The 19,115-nt window shown below is 61.6% G+C and carries 20 protein-coding genes; all 20 read left to right on the forward strand.

Features of this window, described 5'->3' with window-relative positions; all coding sequences use genetic code 11:
* The first annotated feature begins 2,224 nt into the window (after window positions 1–2,224).
* The 20 genes from WDJ57_RS04630 (at window position 2,225) to WDJ57_RS04725 (ending at window position 18,898) form a co-directional block, all read left to right on the forward strand.
* A complete protein-coding gene (locus WDJ57_RS04630; protein ID WP_338904331.1) occupies window positions 2,225–4,801 on the forward strand; it encodes a hypothetical protein in 2,577 nt (858 codons plus the stop codon).
* Window positions 4,798–6,354 (forward strand): S8 family peptidase, encoded by a 1,557-nt coding sequence (locus WDJ57_RS04635; protein ID WP_338904332.1) that lies wholly within the window; start codon window positions 4,798–4,800, stop codon window positions 6,352–6,354. Before WDJ57_RS04630 ends, WDJ57_RS04635 begins: the two co-directional genes overlap by 4 nt.
* Before the next feature lies 1 nt (window position 6,355).
* Window positions 6,356–7,072, forward strand: a complete 717-nt coding sequence (locus WDJ57_RS04640) for a twin-arginine translocation signal domain-containing protein (RefSeq protein ID WP_338904334.1) — start codon at window positions 6,356–6,358, stop codon at window positions 7,070–7,072.
* Window positions 7,073–7,205: 133 nt separating this feature from the next.
* Entirely contained in the window at window positions 7,206–8,126 is a 921-nt protein-coding gene (locus WDJ57_RS04645; protein ID WP_338904336.1) for a hypothetical protein, read from the forward strand.
* A 234-nt stretch (window positions 8,127–8,360) separates the two neighbouring features.
* Complete coding sequence (locus WDJ57_RS04650) at window positions 8,361–8,597, forward strand: hypothetical protein (protein ID WP_338904337.1); 237 nt, start codon at window positions 8,361–8,363, stop codon at window positions 8,595–8,597.
* Window positions 8,598–8,674: 77 nt separating this feature from the next.
* Window positions 8,675–9,319 carry a hypothetical protein gene (locus WDJ57_RS04655; RefSeq protein WP_338904338.1) on the forward strand — a complete coding sequence of 215 codons (645 nt, stop codon included), beginning with the start codon at window positions 8,675–8,677 and terminating at the stop codon, window positions 9,317–9,319.
* A 7-nt stretch (window positions 9,320–9,326) separates the two neighbouring features.
* Window positions 9,327–9,557 (forward strand): hypothetical protein, encoded by a 231-nt coding sequence (locus WDJ57_RS04660; protein ID WP_338904340.1) that lies wholly within the window; start codon window positions 9,327–9,329, stop codon window positions 9,555–9,557.
* Between the two features lies 1 nt (window position 9,558).
* On the forward strand, window positions 9,559–10,005 hold the full coding sequence (locus WDJ57_RS04665; RefSeq protein WP_338904342.1) for a hypothetical protein: 447 nt from the start codon (window positions 9,559–9,561) through the stop codon (window positions 10,003–10,005).
* Window positions 10,002–10,868 (forward strand): hypothetical protein, encoded by an 867-nt coding sequence (locus tag WDJ57_RS04670; RefSeq protein ID WP_338904343.1) that lies wholly within the window; start codon window positions 10,002–10,004, stop codon window positions 10,866–10,868. Before WDJ57_RS04665 ends, WDJ57_RS04670 begins: the two co-directional genes overlap by 4 nt.
* A 2-nt stretch (window positions 10,869–10,870) precedes the next feature.
* Window positions 10,871–11,113: a hypothetical protein gene (locus WDJ57_RS04675; RefSeq protein WP_338904344.1), complete on the forward strand. Its 243-nt coding sequence runs from the start codon at window positions 10,871–10,873 to the stop codon at window positions 11,111–11,113.
* Entirely contained in the window at window positions 11,110–11,382 is a 273-nt protein-coding gene (locus WDJ57_RS04680) for a hypothetical protein (RefSeq protein WP_338904346.1), read from the forward strand. Before WDJ57_RS04675 ends, WDJ57_RS04680 begins: the two co-directional genes overlap by 4 nt.
* 31 nt (window positions 11,383–11,413) lie before the next feature.
* A complete protein-coding gene (locus WDJ57_RS04685; protein WP_338904347.1) occupies window positions 11,414–11,635 on the forward strand; it encodes a hypothetical protein in 222 nt (73 codons plus the stop codon).
* The gene (locus tag WDJ57_RS04690) at window positions 11,635–12,171 is read left to right on the forward strand and encodes a hypothetical protein (protein WP_338904348.1); all 537 of its coding nucleotides are present in this window, start codon (window positions 11,635–11,637) and stop codon (window positions 12,169–12,171) included. The genes WDJ57_RS04685 and WDJ57_RS04690 overlap by 1 nt, the downstream gene beginning before the upstream one ends.
* Window positions 12,168–12,455 carry a hypothetical protein gene (locus WDJ57_RS04695; protein WP_338904350.1) on the forward strand — a complete coding sequence of 96 codons (288 nt, stop codon included), beginning with the start codon at window positions 12,168–12,170 and terminating at the stop codon, window positions 12,453–12,455. The genes WDJ57_RS04690 and WDJ57_RS04695 overlap by 4 nt, the downstream gene beginning before the upstream one ends.
* On the forward strand, window positions 12,452–13,000 hold the full coding sequence (locus WDJ57_RS04700; protein ID WP_338904352.1) for a hypothetical protein: 549 nt from the start codon (window positions 12,452–12,454) through the stop codon (window positions 12,998–13,000). Before WDJ57_RS04695 ends, WDJ57_RS04700 begins: the two co-directional genes overlap by 4 nt.
* A complete protein-coding gene (locus WDJ57_RS04705) occupies window positions 12,976–13,458 on the forward strand; it encodes a hypothetical protein (protein ID WP_338904353.1) in 483 nt (160 codons plus the stop codon). Before WDJ57_RS04700 ends, WDJ57_RS04705 begins: the two co-directional genes overlap by 25 nt.
* Window positions 13,458–13,655: a hypothetical protein gene (locus WDJ57_RS04710; protein WP_338904354.1), complete on the forward strand. Its 198-nt coding sequence runs from the start codon at window positions 13,458–13,460 to the stop codon at window positions 13,653–13,655. The genes WDJ57_RS04705 and WDJ57_RS04710 overlap by 1 nt, the downstream gene beginning before the upstream one ends.
* Window positions 13,652–14,920, forward strand: coding sequence for a hypothetical protein (locus WDJ57_RS04715; RefSeq protein WP_338904356.1), 1,269 nt, complete (start codon window positions 13,652–13,654; stop codon window positions 14,918–14,920). The genes WDJ57_RS04710 and WDJ57_RS04715 overlap by 4 nt, the downstream gene beginning before the upstream one ends.
* 2 nt (window positions 14,921–14,922) lie before the next feature.
* Window positions 14,923–16,605 (forward strand): hypothetical protein, encoded by a 1,683-nt coding sequence (locus tag WDJ57_RS04720; RefSeq protein WP_338904358.1) that lies wholly within the window; start codon window positions 14,923–14,925, stop codon window positions 16,603–16,605.
* A complete protein-coding gene (locus tag WDJ57_RS04725; protein WP_338904360.1) occupies window positions 16,598–18,898 on the forward strand; it encodes a hypothetical protein in 2,301 nt (766 codons plus the stop codon). The genes WDJ57_RS04720 and WDJ57_RS04725 overlap by 8 nt, the downstream gene beginning before the upstream one ends.
* Window positions 18,899–19,115 lie beyond the last annotated feature (217 nt).

A 19,115-nucleotide genomic window follows, 5' to 3' on the forward strand; every position in this document is an offset into this window, starting at 1 on the left:
AGCACGATTCGCAACTTTCGCAGATTGTGAATTTACAATGACAGAGACATTCTCCACTCACGAGCGGCGCATGGCCTTCCTGTTGGCGCTGCTGGGGTCAGCCATCCCGTTCGCGATTACGTTTCAGGTGTACGGTACTGCGGTCGAACGAAATCCTGTTACTGCCATGCTCATTGACGCAGTCGGTTGGGTCGGCGTCGGTGCGCTGATCCCGGTCGTGACGGTCAGTGCGTTCATCGTCTTCTGGCGTGTCGCCAATTGGGGCTACAAGAGCGTCGCCCGTGCCGGGATGTGGACGCTTGCAGGTTTGGGTATCCTCAATACTGTAAATGATATTTGGGTGGCCCAAACTCTGACAACCGTCTCATGGGAGTCAATTCTAGTCTTGGCGGTCATCGTGTCCGCTCCGGCGATTTTTTGGCTCTTGCGGAAGCGAGTAACCCGACAACCTACTGTTGCTTCGGGGATTGCGATACTGGTCGTCATGGCTACAATCGGCTCACCATTCACCGCGATACTGGCTCCCTCAAATATCGGTTTGATCGGTCTTGCGAATGCTGAAACAACTAGCAATATTGATTTGACTAAATTTAGTGAATCGGATCCTAACAGCGTTTATCAGATTGAAAATTCGTCAACGCTTAGCTTCACGAATCTTGACGGTGATGATACCGGGCGTGTCTACAACGATGTTGGGCCAGGTATCAAACGCAACGCGACTCTCTCATATAATTTCAAAGTGGACAATTATACCGATAATGCCGCCTTTGATGTTGGTTGGGCCGCTCAAGGAGATACTACCGAGTCGGGGGTCAACTACGGCGCTGTGGCGAGATTGGCCGGTGATCAGATTATTTTGCGAACATGGGACCGGAATGGACGATCTCAATCTTCAGCGATTTCTCTAACCAGCGGCAATAGATATTATACTGATATGGAAACATATCGTGATAACGGTACTGCTGTTTTGACTGTCTATAGTGATTCAGGTAAAACAAACGTTATAGGATCTGTCTCCGCAAATTATGACCCTACTGTTTCGTATGATTATCTCTATGCGGCAATGGGTCAGGGGTCAAATGGGCAAGATAACGGAAATATGGATGGGGACGTCAGTGACCTAACACTGAAAACTAAAAATTATTCATCTGAAACCGGGATAGACCTATCTAAGTTTAAGGAGAGTGGTGACGGAAATAATCATTTCAGCGTTCATAATAAAAGTAGTGTCATCGTTCATGGCGCTACTGGCGGTGACGATGTGCTACTGTCAACCAACTCATCTGTCCAAATGCCAAAAAATGATGATTACACTATTAATTTCACATATAATTACTACAATCATGCAGACCATAGTAATTTTGTAGTTGGTGTATCTGAAACCAAGGGTTCGTGGTCAAATGTTGACCAATCCGCTGGCGTTAGATTGGAGAACACATTTATAGCCCGTTCCGAAACTGACGGAGCTAATATAAATCGAGGTGCAGAAATTGATATCCCAAACCGGGCAAATGTTTACTTTTCTCTTGAGATAAATCAAACAAAGGACAAAGTGGTTGCTTCCGCCTACAATGATAGTGAACGCACGGACCTGATTGGAACATCAGAAGCGTATATTGGTAATGTGTCATACCAATATCTATATGCAGTACAACAAAAAAGTGGAAGCGTATCGAGTGCAGGTTATTTAGACGCTTATTTGGGGGAAATTAGTGTTTCTAAATCATCTTCATCAAGCTCTAAATTCGACGTTAGAACCCCTACAAACAGGAATGGTGAAAATGTGTATTCTCCTGTTAATCGAGATACTCTAAATATTAACGAAATTCAACATGAGGATGATAGCGCATACTATGTAAATTCGACTCCGGAAAGAGTGCAATATAGCTTTGCTGTTACTAATTATGGTGATCCAAGTTCGTGGGTAACTGGGTGGTCAACGGACGCAAAAGCCAGACAAAAATCTGATTACTATATCGGCATTGACCAGGGAGACCTCGGAGGTGCTGGTGGTAAGTCTATCAAGTTGCGTGAAATAACAAATGGTAATACGACAAACTCCGGAGCTGCGTTAGGGATTGGGAGCGACCGTTATTTCATTAACTTGTCTCTCGATAAAACTAACGGAGAGGTGTCAGTAAAGGTCTTTTCTGACGTAGATAGGACAAACCAGATAGCGAGTGATACAATTGCATATGATACCTCGCATGACCTTAGTGTCATGATGGTTGCGGGGAGTGAAGGGGCAGATAATCAAAATAGTAACCCAACATCTGGAGTTTTAAGGGATTTCCGCGCTCCAAATAATGACCTGAGTTCTGGTGGCGAAGGTGGAAGTGCCAATAATTTATCTGGACGTGTCATCGACCAATCCGACTCAACAGTCGCCAACGCCACCGTCACGGTGATCGGTGTCGACTACGACCATCTTGATACAAGTCTGTCCACCGACGAACTCAGACAGAAGGCCAGCGACCTGCTCGACCGCGCGGAAGACCCAATTCCCGATGCCTGGAATCCTGACCTGAACATCCTGGGCCAGGGCGGTGTCTTCGACGATGACGCCGAGGTCGTCGCTGTCCACGACGCCGGCGACTGGGACTACAAACCCACGCTGGAGACGCCCAAGTTGAGAGCTGACGCAGGCGAGAAATTGGCTTTCAGCGTCTGGGACCCGACCGCCAACACACTCATCCAGGACGGTGTCGACAAGCAACTGCCGGGCGTGCAGCGCGACAGACGCGTCGTCGTCGAACAACTCGGCCCGAGCGGCTCCGTCATCAGCAACTCGACGCTGGAACTGAATCGCGTCAAGAGCGTCGATTTCGGCAGCGACCACGAGTACGCCACGGCCACACTCGACCGCGGCCTCTACCGCATCTACCCAGCGGGAACCAAGGCGACAGCCTACGTCGTCATGGTCGGGAGCCCCGACTCCCTATTCTCAGGCTACGTCGACACACTCGAAGACGAGGCGGGCCGCCTGACCGACCGCGCCAGCTACATCACCGACAAACTCAGCGCCAACGAGTTCGACCGCACGACGACCGTCACCGATCAGAACGGTGCCTGGGGCGTGACGATCCCGTCGTCGGTCAACACGGCGGGAGTCAGCGCCTACAAAGGTCCACTTGACGAACTGAGCAAGGACCCACAGAATATCACGCTCGCCGATATCCGGACGCTGTACGACACGACAGACGTGCAGTCGTCGGTCTATCTCCCAACCAGTTCGGTCCGCGCCTCTCCCCCCGAGTCCAACGTCGACCTGGAACTGCGTGAGTTCTCCTCGCCGTCACTCTCCACGAACCTCTCGCGCTATCAGGACCGCATCGACGGCCTGCGCAACCTGGTGGAGAACCAGTCGCGACGCATCGCCGACCTCGTGGGCAACCTGAGCACCGCCCACGACGACCTCGAAAAAGCCTACAGCGAACTCAACGACCTCCGGAAGCGCAACGACCAGCTCGACCAGCGCGTCCGGGATCTTCTCCAGAACCAGAACGCCACGGAGGATATCAACCTGGACATCAACGCCAGCGACCTTACAGACGGCGAACTCACCCAGCGGATTGCGGCACTGGAACAGGCTATCGATGAGACGCGCGACTCGATTCCGACGGAGACAGACAGTTCGACGGCCGCCGAAACCGTCTCCTCACTGGCGCGCTTCGACGGGCCGATCGATTCCGAAGAGGTGGCCGTCATCGCGCACTTCAGCAACGGGACCGACCGCCCAGTCCCCGAGGAGTACATCAGCATCGACCAGTCCGCGGCAACGACAGTCGGCCAGGGAGAGACGGTCGTCCGCATCGAGGACTTCCCACTCGGCGATGCGACCAGCGTGCAATTCGAGTGGTTGGCGGCGACGCCAGACGGAATCGCCGGCGCGACCGAACGAGTGAGCAATCCGCTCGTCGATGCCGACCCGCCGGCAGTCAACTCCGTCCGCGTCTCGTCGCTCGCACCAGGGCCAGACGACAGCGTTACCGTCGAACTCAACCCGGCAGCAGACTCGACGTACCGCAACCTGACCGACGCGACGGTCTACGGCCCCGACGGCTCGACACTGTCGACGACAGGCATCGAGAACGGCCGACAGACCTCGTTCACGACGGCCGGCCAGGGCCGCCACCTGGTCGAGTTGACCTACAGCGATCTCGACGGCAACCAGTACGTCCGCCGCATCCCGATCAAGGCGGCTGCCAACGACGTCAACCGGCCGCCGAGTATCCGTGCGGAATCGGGGCCGACCGGCCGCTACGCACCAGCCGGCGACGGCCTCGACGCCGGCGATATTCAGCGCGACGGAACCGACATCACCATCGCCGCTGTCGTCGGTCGACAACAGGACGTCCCGTCGAGTATCCATGCCTACACCAGCGATATCGACCAGAATCCGATGGGCGACCTCACGGTGCGCGTCCTCCGCGGCGAGGAGAGGAAGAGCGTCACCACGCGCTCGGAGATCGTCATCCACGCCCAGGCGACGCCTGACGACGGCACCTACATCTACCGCGGGGAGAACCCCATCACGACCGACGGCACGCAGTTCGGACGCGTCACACACATGGATAATCAGACACTCATCAGGACCTACACCGACGACAGCGGCACCGTCGACCTGAGTATCCGCCGACCCAGCGGCCTCGTCGATAGCACCGTTGAGTCGATCCGCTGGCAGCTGGCACAACTGCAGCTGCAGGTCAGCGGCTTCACCGACGCCCTCGGCGGCGTCGGCGTCTCACTCGGTGGCTTGTGGCTGTTCGTCTCCCTTCGCCGCCGGGAGGTGATGCCATGAACAGTCGCGCAATCGCCCTCGCCGCGCTCATGCTCGTCTCGACAGTCACCGTCCCGGTGACCGCGGCCGACGGCAGCAGCGACATCGTCGAATACGGCACCGACGGGCAACCCTCGTTCCTCGTGACCTACGACGACGGCGAGTTCGCGAGTCTGCAGGCCTGGGCTGAATCGGCACCCGGCTACAGCATTGTGGAGAACGCGACTGCTGACAACACGGCAGTCGTCTCCGGGCCGCGCTACGAGGTCGTCGCACCGACACTCCTGCAGAACCCACTGGTCGCCCTCGGCGGCGGAACGATCGCCCCGATGCCACTCCAATCGCGCTCGTACGTCCAGTCGGTCGACCCGAACTACCGGCATGCACTCCCAGAGCCAGTCGGCGCGCTCGCCAGCGAGAGTGATTACGAAGCCCCGCGGTCGGACTGGCTGGTCGACGGTGGCTTCAACACCGACGGCATCGCGTTCGACGGCGACGCGAATCAGTCGACCATCGGCGCAGTCGCGACCGACCTCAACGCCGACCAGGTTGCAGCCGACGGCAGCGGCGTCCGCGTCGCCGTCCTCGACACGGGGGCGAACGTCGTCAACGGCACCGACGACCCGCTGTACGGCCAACGCATCGTCGGTGCTCGCAACTTCGTCACCGACCAGCCCGCCGTCGCGAGCAACGACTACGCGAACGTGTCTGACGGCAACGGACACGGTAGCTGGGTCCTTTCCTCGATGGCCGCAAACGCCACGAACAACACGTACGACGGCATCGCTCTCGGCGCGGACTATCTCGTCGGCAAGACGCTCGCCGACGACGGCAGCGGGTCGACCGCGGATATCGTCGACGGCATCTACTGGGCTGAGGCACAGGACGCGGACCTCCTCTCGATGTCGCTCGGGAGTGCCGTCTACGACGAGTCGCTGGCCGATGCCTTGCGACACTTCGTCGCCGGCAACGGCACCGCGGCGTTCATCGCGGTCGGGAACTCCCGCATGACGCGGCCAGCCCAGATTGCCTCGCCGTCGGACGTCCCCGAACCAGGCATCGTCTCCGTCGCGGCGACCAACGCGACCAATGCCTCACAGGCTGGGCCGGCGTACTTCTCACAGACTGGCTCGGACAACGGTTATTCGGACCTCTCGTCCGGGACCACTCGCGGCGCTGGCCCTGATATCGCCGGGCCAGGGATGCGCGTCACGGTGCCGGTCTTCAGCGCGGACGGCTACCGGCGCAACGAGACACTGTCGGGCACGTCGATGAGCACGCCCATCGTCGCGGCGGTCGGAACACTCAGCCTCGATGCCCGGCCAGATCTGGAGAACGACACCGACGCGTTCGTGTCGGCGGTTACGAACACGACGCGGCCGATCCCACTGGCCGGGACGACGGAGGTCGGCGCGGGAATGGTCGACGCCGCGAAGCTCGTCGCCGACAACACGTCGGGAACCAGCCAGACCGATGCTCGGACAGAGCCTGCACAACGGAGAGACCAGGCCAACCGCTCGCTGGGGCTCGACTGGCGCTTCCAGGCACTGCGCCGTATCCAGGTAGGGATCTAAGATGCTCTCACGCCGCGAGTTCCTGACGACCATCGCCACCGGCGGGGCCGTCGCCGGCGCTGGAACAGTCACGGCCAGCCAACTCGATCCCTACGAGACCCAGCCGGACTTCGTGACGATCTCCTACGACGAGGACTTCCTCTCAGAGTACCAGCCGCGGCTGGTCACGCGAACGCTGGATGTCAAGCCCTCGAAGATGTACGCCTGGCGCGTCGACTCGACGGAGAGGAGTACCACGATGGCCTGCTACTGGACGTACTACGTTACTCAGCAAGGACTCTCTGGCGCAGACTCACACCTGTACGACCGGGAGCCCGTCTACGTCGAGGTCGACGAGACGGGAGCGATCGAATCCGTACACGTCGACGGCTACCACTACCTGCTCAAGTCATATCCGAGCGCAGTACCGACGACTGGCGAGACGCACCCCACACTCAAAGCGGTCAACCCGTATCACTTCTACGTCGCGACGACAGAGGTGGGCGAGACGGTCGACCTCGCGGACATGCACGACCGCTACGGCCCGTGGATCCGCAACGGCTGGAATGTCCACGAACCGGCCGTGCTCAACCCTTGGAAAGTCAAGTCGCGGAAGCACTGGTGGCCTGACGGCACGTTCGGGTACTCTCGACGGGCCTTCTACTGGGACACGCTGCTGGGGATCTCACAGTCGACCGGCATCGACGTGCGCGGCGCACAGGAGAGTGACCTGACATGAGCATCCGATGGAGCACGGGAGGCGTTCCCCGCCCCCGCCGCCGGTGCCTCCGCCGAGAGACGCCCACTGTATCGCTCGCTCACCAACTGCGACCCAACCATCCTGATTCATGCGACACTCAATCAAGACAGGCGTGGCTGCACTGTTCGCGCTCCTGCTGCTGACGGCAGGCGTCGCGATGGCAGCCCCGAGTATCGACTCCGAAACGACTGTGACCTCGACGACCTCCGCCTATGCGGACGGCGAAACGCAGACGACGTTCAACGCGTCTGACGGGGTGAACCTCTCGACGATTCAGGCAAGCTATGCGACGACCAAGCCGGAAATTCGTATCATCGATCCGGAGACGGACACCGTCATCAAGACGGTCACGAACGCGTCGGATCCAGGTTACTTCACGAAAACCGGGGACGACGGGACGACGTACTACTACAACACGACCTTCGCCGAGAGTGACTTCGAGCGGATGCCGATGGCCGCCAACGAGAACAAGTCGGTGACGCTGCGATTCATCGACAACTCGTCACTGGACGACCCGACCAGTAGCGACATGACGAACACGACGGTGTACCTCGAAAACACGGACGAGCGAACCGTCCTGCGGGGCGACGCTGGGGCGATGGAGTTCGGCAGTGACGGCTTCAGTGCCTTCGGCTTCAACTGGAGCGTCGACAAGAACGCCGAACTCGACCAGAGCGACGTCACAGTCGACGGCGACAACACGAGCGTCATCCTGACGCTCGAAGACGAGGCCGGCGATACCGACACGTCGGTCCAGCAGCGCTTCGCCAACGCCGTCCCCGAAGAAGTCGAGAGCGGCGACTGGCTGAAGACCCAGCAGGTCTACGTCGACGGCACGCCGATCAAGGTGTTCTACGACTCCGCCCCCTCGGACGCGGAGGGCACCTACGGCGTCTACGACGAGGATGCGAACCTCGTCCGCGTCGAGCTGGGCGAGGAGTTTGCAGACGACTCCTCAGTTGACATCCGTGCGGTCGGTAACAACAAGTACGGCTGGTGGACCCTGGTCAGCGATTTCGGCGCGTTCTGGTAACTGCCAACTCCATCTTTCCTGCGCTCGATTCGGTCGACAGCCCGGTCGCGACGGGCCGCAGGCATTGCCCGGCTCGGAGGCATCGTATCCGGCTTGACTGCTACCCCAACACACCCCACTGCAACCGTCCCGACTGCCACACTCTGTTCATCTGACGACGCCGGCATCCCGGGCAGGGAATCCAGCCGGCGTCACGTGAGTCTCCGCGGCTCAGTCCGGGGAGACGCACCAACCATGTCACGGAAAACAGGCGCAATCCGAATCGTCTTCGGGATCCTGCTGTACCCGGTCAACATCGCCGTGTCGATTCTGTTCCTGGTCATCGTGTTCCCGTTCGCGATCCTGGACATTCTCGCACAGGTGTTGCTGGGAAGCAGCCCCATCCCGGGCCGCAAGGTCGTGATGTCGATCCTGGACTGGCAGCGTGCCTATCTGGGTACGTCACGACTGGCGAAGGCGATCGACCACTGAAGTAACCATGCACACAGACACACTGCGCCACGAGCCCGAGAGAGACGGCGCTCGTGGCACCAACAGAGGGAACGAGCATGCGTAGGCGGGCGACCGTCCTCGCGGCCGCGCTCGTCCTCGCGACCGCCACGACCGGCGTCGCAGTCGGCAGCGTCGCGGCCGACGACGGCGGCTTCCTCGACGGCATCTTCGGCGACGACGAGTCAACGGCCGACAACGAGACAGACGACGGCCTGCTGAGTATCGACAGCCTGGAGACGATCTGGGCTGGCTACAAGGGAACCGCCGAAGGCGGCTATCAGCGACTCCTCAACCTGGGCGAGACGGCGGATGCACAACTGACAGCACAGGAGGTTCAGACATTCGTCAACGAGCACAACGAGTCCTTCGAGCGGTACATCAACGCCCGAACGACGGCGACGACGGACTTCGATGTCGTTGCCATCGAGTTCATCGACGAGAGTGGCAGCGACACGCGGTACCTGGTCGCCGACGTCGTCGACGGCAACTACACGAACGGCGGGATGGTCGCGACGACCGATCGCACAGTCGACGAGAGGTGCGAACTCGAAGACCAGGCTGTCGCGAAGGCCATCGAGGAGCTACGGTCGGTCTTGGATACGTACGTCATCCCTGGCGAGGATATCGACACCAAGCGCCTCGCCGAACTCAACACGCAGTACCTGCCCGACGTGTCCTGCTCGTTCCTCAAACTAACCTGAACCACACATGAGTACGAAACTACAGCAAGCAACTGACAGCGTCGATAGCACCGCAATCAAACAAATCGGGAAGTTCCTGGGCGTCCTGTTCCTGTTCAGCCTGGTGTTCTTTGTCGCACTGCTGATGTTCGCGGCGATGGGTCGCCAGGGGTCAACGGGCTCGCTCCTGCTCGCCATCATCCTGATCGGTGGGGCGAACACAGGGCTGCACTACGCACTCTCGCGCCGGGGCTGGTAAGATGCCGGCGGAGACTGCCCGCAACGTTCTCGGCAGCCTCGCCGCGGCCGGGATGGCCGTCGTTGGCGCGCTCGGCTCGCTCGTCGGCTGGGTCTGGAGCCAGATGCGGGGCGCGGCCGGCAACTGGCGGGACTTCTTCTCGGACCGAGAGTGGTTCGAGGACCGCGCCCGTGGCTGGTTCGCGTTCACTGTGCTGGCTCCGATCCGCTACTACGGCCAGCTCGTGAAGTGGGCTATCGCGGGGACGCCACGGGAGCAGATCTACGCGGCGGCCGCGCTGGCACTCTCGCTGACGATCGCGTCGTTTGGCGTCCTCACAGTCATCGCCGTTGCAGTGTTCGTCCCGCTGGTCATCATCGGCCTCCTGCGGATGATCCCGGCGGTCAACGACGGCTACGACGGCCTGCGGGAACAGGGCAGCAAACCGGCGAAGTGGATCCGAGAATGACGCCCAGACGAACACTCCTCGTGGTGCTGATCATCATCGCGACCGTCGCGATGGCTGTCCCCGCCACTGCCCAGACTGAGACCACGACGGCCTGCGACCAGTCGGTGACACACTCGTTCCGGACGGCCAGCGCCGAGACGACCTGGAACGAGACGGCAGACGTCGCGAGCACGGAGTCGAACACGCAGGTCAGCGTCGCCGACGGCACGGGCTTCGTTCGCGTCGCCGGCGAGAACCCGAACGGCTACTGCACGACACTCACGGTCGAACTCCCGGCCGACATCGTCACGCCGTCGGACCTCGGAACGGTCGACTCGCTCAACGAGACTGTCGAAGCAGACTGGCGCGCCGTCCAGAACTTCTCGACCGGTGCGGAGTTCACCCGCATCACGTTCACCCTGGCGGCCGGCCAGAGCGCGGCCTTCGCGCCGAACAAGGCTCGCGTCGTCACGCTGGCCTGGGTGACCGAGACTAAGCGCCAGTCAAACAGCATCGTCGACCGCATCAGCGGTCTGTTCCGCGGCGACGACGCCCTCGACCAGCGCACGTACACGATCGAGGGCCAGCCCGGCAACCGGAAGACAGTCCCGCTGACGAGTGCAAACACGTCGGCGACGGTCACCGACTGGATCGCGGAGTACCGGACGGCCGACGGCAGCTGGCAACCAGTCGGCCAGGACCCAGAAGCAGCGGTCTACTACACCGAACCGTCGGAGGACGCCCTCCGACTGCACTACAACGAGGACACCACCGTCCGCTGGACGGCGAACCCGACCTTCGCTGAGAAGATCAGCTACCAGTGGTCGGGCTACTCCGCCGGCTGGGACGGCCTCGGTGACCTCGCCGACTCACTCCCGTTCTGAGCATGCAAGGCAAATACTGGATCATCCTCGTGGGTGCGGCCCTCATCGCGCTCCCAGTGCTCGTGACGCCGGCGGGCTGGATGCTCGCCGCCGGTCTCGTCGCGCTGTGGCTCGTCCTCACACTGGCCGGGCCGTGGGCCGTCCGCGAGGTGTTCGACCTCAAGAAGAGCAGAGAATCGGGCATGAAAGCAAAGCAAGTCAGCGACCGCCTCGCTGGCTCCGACGACGAGAGGTACCGCCGATGAGCAACTGGTTGATCTTCGGTGCGATCATTGGTTCCGTCGCGGTCGGTCTGCTGGCGTACGCACGCTGGGGCTCGACCGGCGGCACCTTCCGTGATGCCCTGTCGGTCATCCGCAACGGCTTTTTCGTCCTCGCTGGGGTGTCGCTCATCCTCGGCGGCTTCGTCATCGTCGGCAGCATCGTCATCGCGGTGTTCGTGTTCCTCGGGACGTCAGCGTTCCTCTCACTCCGAGAGGACCTCGTCCGGAACGCGGTCGCACCCGACCAGTAGCGAACTTCTCATTTCCAACGTGATTGGAAAAATGGCACTCGAACATGCAGCAACAGTCGAATCGTTCGGTGAGAGTCAACAGCACCACCGGCTGTACATCCCGAAAGACATCCGCACAGACTCGGACTACCCACTGGCCGCCGGCCTGGACGTGCAACTGCGCGTCGTCGGGCCGTGTGTCCTGGTCGTCCCGCAACGCCGCTCGTCACTCGTCGAGACCGTCGCCGACGTCATCGAAAAGGAGGTGCTCTGATGCCCGACGATGACGACCTCGCCGAGCTGGAGCAGATCCGTCTCGAACTTCGTGACTACCGCAACGAAGTCGACGATCCGGACCTCCGCGAAGCGATCCACGACTGGCTCGACGAGAGTCACGAGCGCGTCGACGCAGACACCATCGCCGAGTTCATGAACGGCCGCCTGACGCAGATGCTCTCGGACTACGAGATGTTCTACTCCTCGGAGGTCGACAGCCCTGGCGAAGCGTTCCCGGATGACTGCTCGGACTGTCGCCACTACGGCAGCGCCTGTCCGGTCTTGGTCGGCCCCGTCGAACCGGAGTTTCGAGAGCGACGCCTGGCCGAAGCCGAGACGGAGTCCCAGCAGCGACAGGTGTTCCAGCAACAGGCCATCGACACGGGCTGCAAGCGCATCCCCGAGTTCCTCGAAGAGTGGGACGAAGAGCACGCCGACTTCGTCCGTCGTGGTGATGACTTGTTGTACAGGGCTCAACAGGACATCCAGGACCCGGACGATCTCCGGGTCGATGACGGAGGTGTTGAGGTGTGATATCGGAACTGAAGAGAGCAGCGAACTACCTCGCTGCATCGACCGCGCTACATCTGCTGCTGTTCGTCGTGGGTGTGAACCCGGTGGCCGACTCACTCGGCTTCGCCGTCGCATCGACGTTCACATTCAGCGATGTCGGTGTGAGTTCCTACATCCAGCTGTATCTCTTCGTCGTCTCGGTGCTGTCCTGGGTCATCGTAGCAGTCCTACTCTGGATCGCTGTACGCGTCATCAGGCGACTGCAACGGACGAGAGACTCTCCCTTCGGAGGTGTTGACACGTGAGCCCACTCGTGTTGATCCTGATCGTCGGCGGAACACTCCTCGTCGGCATCGGGTTCATCATCTGGCTGGTCAAGCGCGGGACCTTCGAACCAGACGCCACGAACACTGACAGCGGCGACGAGCGCGCAAACCTCTCTGCACGGCAGCGCGCCGAGGACTGGTCGGTCCCACTCCGCCGCCGCTACAAGGCACTGCCCGGGCCGGCCCGGATGCTCGTCGCGACCATCGTCGTCCTGGTGGTCGCGCTGGCAGCGCTGATGTACCAGATCCTCCAGAGCGGCAAGCCACTGGGGCAGGTCGTCGACATCCGCATGGCTGCAGCGACCATCGGCCTCATCGGTATCGGCGGCGGCCTCTGGCTGGAGCGCTGGTCGCGCGACCGCGTCCGGTACGCGTACGTTTTCTACGAACGCGAAGGCGGCGACCCAGACAGCGAGCGCATCCCGTTCATGACTGACTCCCGGAGTTCCGCGACGGCGCGGAAATCATCAAGGAAGTCGCGAGTTCGCGCCTCTTCGGATTGGCGTGGCGCTACCGCCAGGTAGCAGAGCGGCGTGGCCTCCGCGAGTCCCAATCGCTCCCCGAGGACATCGTCGAGCACATGGTCCCGGAACACGCCTGGGAGTGTCCTGACGGCAACGTCGTCATCCGAACGCACGCGGAAGGCGACCAGGTCCTGACCGGCGCGACGGAGCCGGACAAGACCTACTCCTCACCGCGGCAACTCTCCCGCGAGGAAGCCATCAAACTCCGCGAACAGCGCCAGCGCATCAACGCCGAACTCCAGAACGTCCGCGCGACGAACGCCGAACTCATGCGCCAGATTCGCCAACTCCGGAAGAAAATCAAGAACGAGGAGTACAGCGAACGCGAGGACCTCATCACAGACCTCGGACAACTGCTTGAACAGTTCGCGCCGATCCTCAACGACCACTACGACAACAACACCAACGGCCACCGGCCGGATCCGGCCGAAGCCATCGCGAACGGGGGTGACGAGTGATGCCGAACAAAGACCAAAAAGCAACTCTCGATTTTATTGAAGAAACAATCGAAAGCCCAGACGACCACAATCGGGCGGCTAGAGAAATCGCACTTGCTGTTGCTGAACGAGTTGATGAAGTCATCGAATCAAACGGACATCCTGTCGACCTCACTATTGAAATGGAAATTAGTGGTCATGGGGGTGACAACTCGTGAGACGAGTCGTCGCACTCGCGGCCGTCCTCACGCTCCTGTGCATGACTGCGTTCGCGCCCGTGCCCGCTGCGGCCGCGAACGCGACCGCGGGCAACGTGTCCGCGACGCCGACGGCCACGACCACGGAGACGCCGACTGCGGCGACGCCGACAGCAACGCCGTCGGATGGCTTCGAGTCGACGGTCTCGGTCCGCATCATCCCCGTCCACTACGATGCAGACTACCTCTCGGCCCGACAGACGACCGAGGGAATCGAAACGACCGGCCCCTTCGCGACGTTCGAGCTGGGTCGGGCAGCCGACCAGGTGGAGATCGTCGAGCCCGGCGCTCGGGCGAACCTCCTCGCCGACGGTCGGCTCGTGAAAGTCGAGTACAGCCAGGGCGCGTCGCCGGGCGAGCAGTCGCTGTATCACCTGCGGCTGTACTATCCCGACGGCCAGCAGGAAGTGTCGCTGTACGCCTCGCAGACCAACGTCAGCGTCACGGGTGGCGAACTCACTGGGTACCGACCGTTCGTCGAGGACATGCTCGACAGCGCCGAGGAGGAAGGCTTCGAGCGAAACCCAGAGGGCGCACAGAACTACCTGGACTACCTGCAAGAGCGAAGCCAGCTCTTCCAGAACTTCTTCTCGGAGAAGTTCGTCCAGGCGATGCTGCTGATCTGGACCTGGATCCGCAACCCTGTGGGTCTCGGATTCACGATCATGGCCGCGGCACTTGCGGCGACCTGGCTGTACCGGAATCACGGCCGCGTCCTGGATATCATCTCGTCAGACCCAGGCAAGAGCCAGCGCCGGCGGGAACGCATCGAACTCGACCGGCAGGAAGCTATCGCGACGGCCGCTGACGAACATCTGAGCGAACTGTCCGAGATCGGGACGATGGGCGAGGTCTACTGGGACGACGCCTACACCGTCGCGACGGTCTACGAGTTGGCCGAACTCTTCAGGCAGGGTATCCCGGTCAAGGACAAGGACGAGGGCGAGATCTACCACATCGGCGGCGTCGACGACCTCTCGCCGTCGAACATTCACGGCTCGTGGCTCGAACCCGTCGTTCGCGATGGCCGCCTCGCCAGTGTCGAGATTGCACTCTCGCATGGGGCGGCCGCGCTGCATCGGATGATGTCGAAGTACGGCATGGCGCTGGAGTACCGAGAGACCTACGAACAGGTTCGGGACCTCCAGGAGCAACTCGACGAGAACGCTGGCTACGGCCGCCGCCACGACTTCGACGTCAGCGGCAGCCCGTCCGGAGGTGACTGACTGTGGCGCTTCTCGATACCGTGGGCCTCGTTCTCGGTGGCCTGCTGGTGCTGGCCGGTGTGGGCTTCGGACTGTACTACGGCGGCCGCTGGCTCCTCACCTCCACATTCCGACGGAGTCGCGGCCGACGGGCGAAGCGACTGGTCGGCCTGGCAGCGATCGTCCTCTTCGTCGCCGCCGTCGTTGGCCTGATCGCCGTTCTCGTAAACGGTGTCTCGACGAAGACCAGCGCCTACCCGATCCTGAACCTCGTCGGAACGGTCTACTCCTCGCCCTGGACGTACGTCATCGTCGGCGCACTGCTACTGCGGAAGGTCATCGTCTTCCGCCGCGGCCGGTACGCCAAGCAGGCGGCCGCGCAGACGGGCATGGACACACGCAGCATCAAGCACCTGGCCGCGGAGGCGCGCTCGCCCGACGGGACCGCACGCGTGGTCGCGACCGCGGACGACACGCTCACCGACATCGAGCGCCGAATCGACGAGACGCTCCGGACTGGCGAAGACGACACGCTCACGCCGGCCGCAGATCCGGGAGAAGTGTGGAACGACATCTACGCTGCCGAGAGAGAGGCGCAGTCGCTCGTGACGCGGCTGGAGAACTCTGCGTGGTCACACGTTCTCGATGACGAGCTAACCGAGCACAGACCACTGCAGCCGGGGACGGGCGACCACGAGACAGACCCGGACCCAAAACCCACGACCGACGACGTCGGCTTCTGGACGGAACTCAAACACTACCGGCTGGACCTGGCGTCGGCCATCAACTTCTCGAACATCCTCTGGCAGTTCCTCCTGCCAGCCCTCGTCACGGCGACGATCGTCCTTTCGCTGCTGGGCGTCTGGGTCGGTCTGGCCTGGTACCCAGTGGTCGCCCTGCTGGGGCTGTTCGTCGGCGCTGTCAACTACTATCGCCATCGCCGGAAGGAAGCTCGCCGGCTCGACAGCCTTCGCGACGACGCCGAGGGCAGAGACTGGAGCATGGTCGCGGCGCTGGTCAAAGAGGTCGAGACGCAGGAGACAACTGCGTACTACGGCTGGCTCGCCGGCCGCCGCTATGCCAGCTACGATCGCGACCGCTTCGTCAGCGACCTGGCGAAGCGAACGCACGAGAAGGTCGACCGCGGATACGCCGCGCCGTCGATCATGGAGAAAAACGCCGAGCAACTGGCGGACTACTACCCTGACCTCGCCGGCTTCCGCGACCAGGAGCGCCACGATATCCAGCTCGAACTCATCGACCGCGTTCGCGAGAGTCAGTACGGCCTCGTCCCGAAACAGCAGTTGATCGAGGACACGGTCGAGCATCGGATGGAAGAGCGCGCCGGCGGCATCTATCGCGAGGGCATGGGCTATGACCCGGGCCTGGTCCGCGTGGCCTACGACGACCTCGTGCCAGGGGCGCTGACCGAGGTAGAGGTCACGGTCGACACCGAGAACGGCCCACAGACTCTCATCGCAGTCGAGTCGACACTGGATCCGATGCCGGTCGACCGGGCGCAGGTCCGTGCGGAGTTCTCGGCGCTGTTCCGCGAGTACGCCACGCGAGAGCCACGCTACGAACTGCCGCCGTCGCCGAAAATCCAGATGCCGCCGCACCCACTGGAGACGCGAGACGCCGACCAGATGGCTGTCGGAGTGACAGAATCACCTGTCCGCGCCGACGGGGGTGACGAAGGTGAGTAGCTACGAACAACTCCAGCCAGAGGACGACGACGTCGACCAAGTCGTTGAGCGTCTCATCGCCAGTCGTCGCGAGCACGTCCAGCGCGAGTCTGAACTCACGCGCGAGGCGGCCATCCGGAAGCTTATCCGGACCATCGAGGGCAAACTCACGGGCAAGCGGGACACAGACGTCCACGTCGATGACCTCCTGACCGAGTTGCTGGAGCTGCTGGAGCGTGACGGTGACCTCGACGACGCCCTCCAGCCAGACACCGATGTCCCGGGCTGGAGCCGGGTCACGCTCAAGAAGTACCGCCGGAAGGGCGAGATACCCCGCAATCGCCTGCGTGTGTTCCGGGCGATCGTGCACGTCGCACGCGAACTGGGCTACCTCGGCGGGTACGCCGACAAGAGCCGCTACACCGCAGTCGTCATGGAGACACTGGACGTGCCTGGGGCAAACAGCAAGGTTCGAGAGGGGGAGCAGACGCCCATCGGCCGCCGGCGACTCAGTGCCGACTCGACGCAGGACCTCGATGACGCCAGAGTCGAGATCCCACACAAGGACTGCGAGCACATCATGGCAGTCGCGAATCCACGCCAGGGGAAGGACTCGACCATCGCACGCATCTGCGGGAACCTCAAGCGGGAACACGGATACAAGTGGATCTCGCTGTACGACGACGGTCGCAACGAAACGCCGATGATCGCCCTGCCGAACGAAGACCCGGCGATTCACGACGTCCTCGACGAGTTCGGCCAGGAGCCACGCGGCTACGAGACGACGGTCTTCGTCCCAGCTGTCGAGTCGCTGCCCGACAAACTCCCGGCGAATCACGAGCCGTTCTCCATCGGCCTCAACGCACTGTCGCCCGAACTGGTCGCACAACTCGCCGGTGAAGAGATCTCGTCGGAGTCCACGCAACGCCGCATCCAGAAGGCACTCTCGGAAGCGCGTGGCGCAGATGGATCCGTGGAGGCGCTCATCGACCGGCTGCAGACCTACGCCGATGAGACGACGGCAGAAGTCCAGGTCACGGGGCTGCGCGACGAGGATGACCTCGACGACGCCGAGGATGAGGATGCTACGCACTCGTACCACATGGGCGAGGACGAATTGCTGAGCAACATCGCCGAGTCGCTGATGCTGCTGGCCGCGGAGGGCCTGCTCCGGGACTCTGGGGCAGAGACGAACATCGACATGCGGGAGATCATCGCCGACAACGAGAGTGTGGCCGTCCTCAACGCGAACTTCGTCACGGACTCGCTGAAGTACCTGCTCACGGACCTCTGGCTCCAACTCATCTACCGCGCTCGCGACCAGGACCCACGACTCCCACGAGTAGCCCTGGAAATCCGCGAGTTGAAGGACCTCGCGCCGTCGAAACTTGGCGACAGTGCGCACTCCCACATCGTCAAGAGCCTCCAGCAGACGTTCTTCTTCCTCTCGTCACAGGGTGGCAGCCGTCGCATCCTCATCGCCGGCTCGACGCAGAAACTCAACGACGTCTACAAGCCGGTCCGTGGGAACATGCCGATCAAGATACTGCTGCAGCTGGGGCCGGAGAAGATCACGGCACTTGAGAACGCCGGCTACAACCTGAGTCCGCGGCAGAAGAACCAACTGAAGGACTATCCGACGGGCTGGGGGATGATCTACAACCTCGGATCCTGGAAGTGGCCGATTCAGTGGGCCGGCGCGCACTGTGGCCTCGGGATGGGCGACATCCCGTGGCGCGACCGGTACGGACGAGCGGCGGGCTTCCGCGTGGCGACGCGCTCGACACGGGAGCGGCCGTGGTACGATGTCTCCGGGACGAAGGTCACGGACCGGTCGCCAGATGCCGGCGAGTGGTATCTCACGACTGACGACGTCGAGGAGGCTGGTGGTTTCGAGGCAGCAGTCGAGCAACGTCGCGAAAACCAGGTCACGAGCACGCTGCTACTCGAATCTGTTGACATCGACACTGACCGGAAGCTCGAACTGCTCTCGCAACAGGACGCACGGGAGCGTCTGCTGCAGCGGATCCGTGACCAACACGAGTTTCCGCAGGAACTGGAGACCTGGCTCGACTATGATTTAGGCCGGATCGACGAACTTCTCAACGTTCTCCGGGCGATTCGGGATGGTACGCACACGAGTTACGCTGAAATTGGTGACGAGTGCGGCAAGAGCGGGTCGACCGTCGGGAATTACTTCAGCCGTGGCGAACAGCCGCTCCAGGGAATCGCTGCAAAGCGTGGCGACATCTATCAACTGACGAACGCTGGGAAGAGAGCATTGAGTTTCCCGTGGCGTGACTATCTCGACTGATGTTACTTTCCCCAGCCGACCACAGGCTTTCCCAACCGATGAGAGAGGGATAATCGAAAGAAGGGATTGGGTTGCTTATGCGCGTTCCCGCGTTCCCGTGGGTCCCGCCGTAGGGTATACAGTCTAAAGTTCGCGTGTGTATCGGGAGATCGGGGTGGACGGACTGGAAATACATGACAATATCCCGCTCAACAGTTCGAGAGGGGCGATTTTCGCC

The sequence above is a fragment of the Salinibaculum sp. SYNS191 genome, from assembly GCF_037338445.1.
In the GTDB taxonomy this organism is placed as follows: Archaea; Halobacteriota; Halobacteria; order Halobacteriales; family Haloarculaceae; genus Salinibaculum; species Salinibaculum marinum.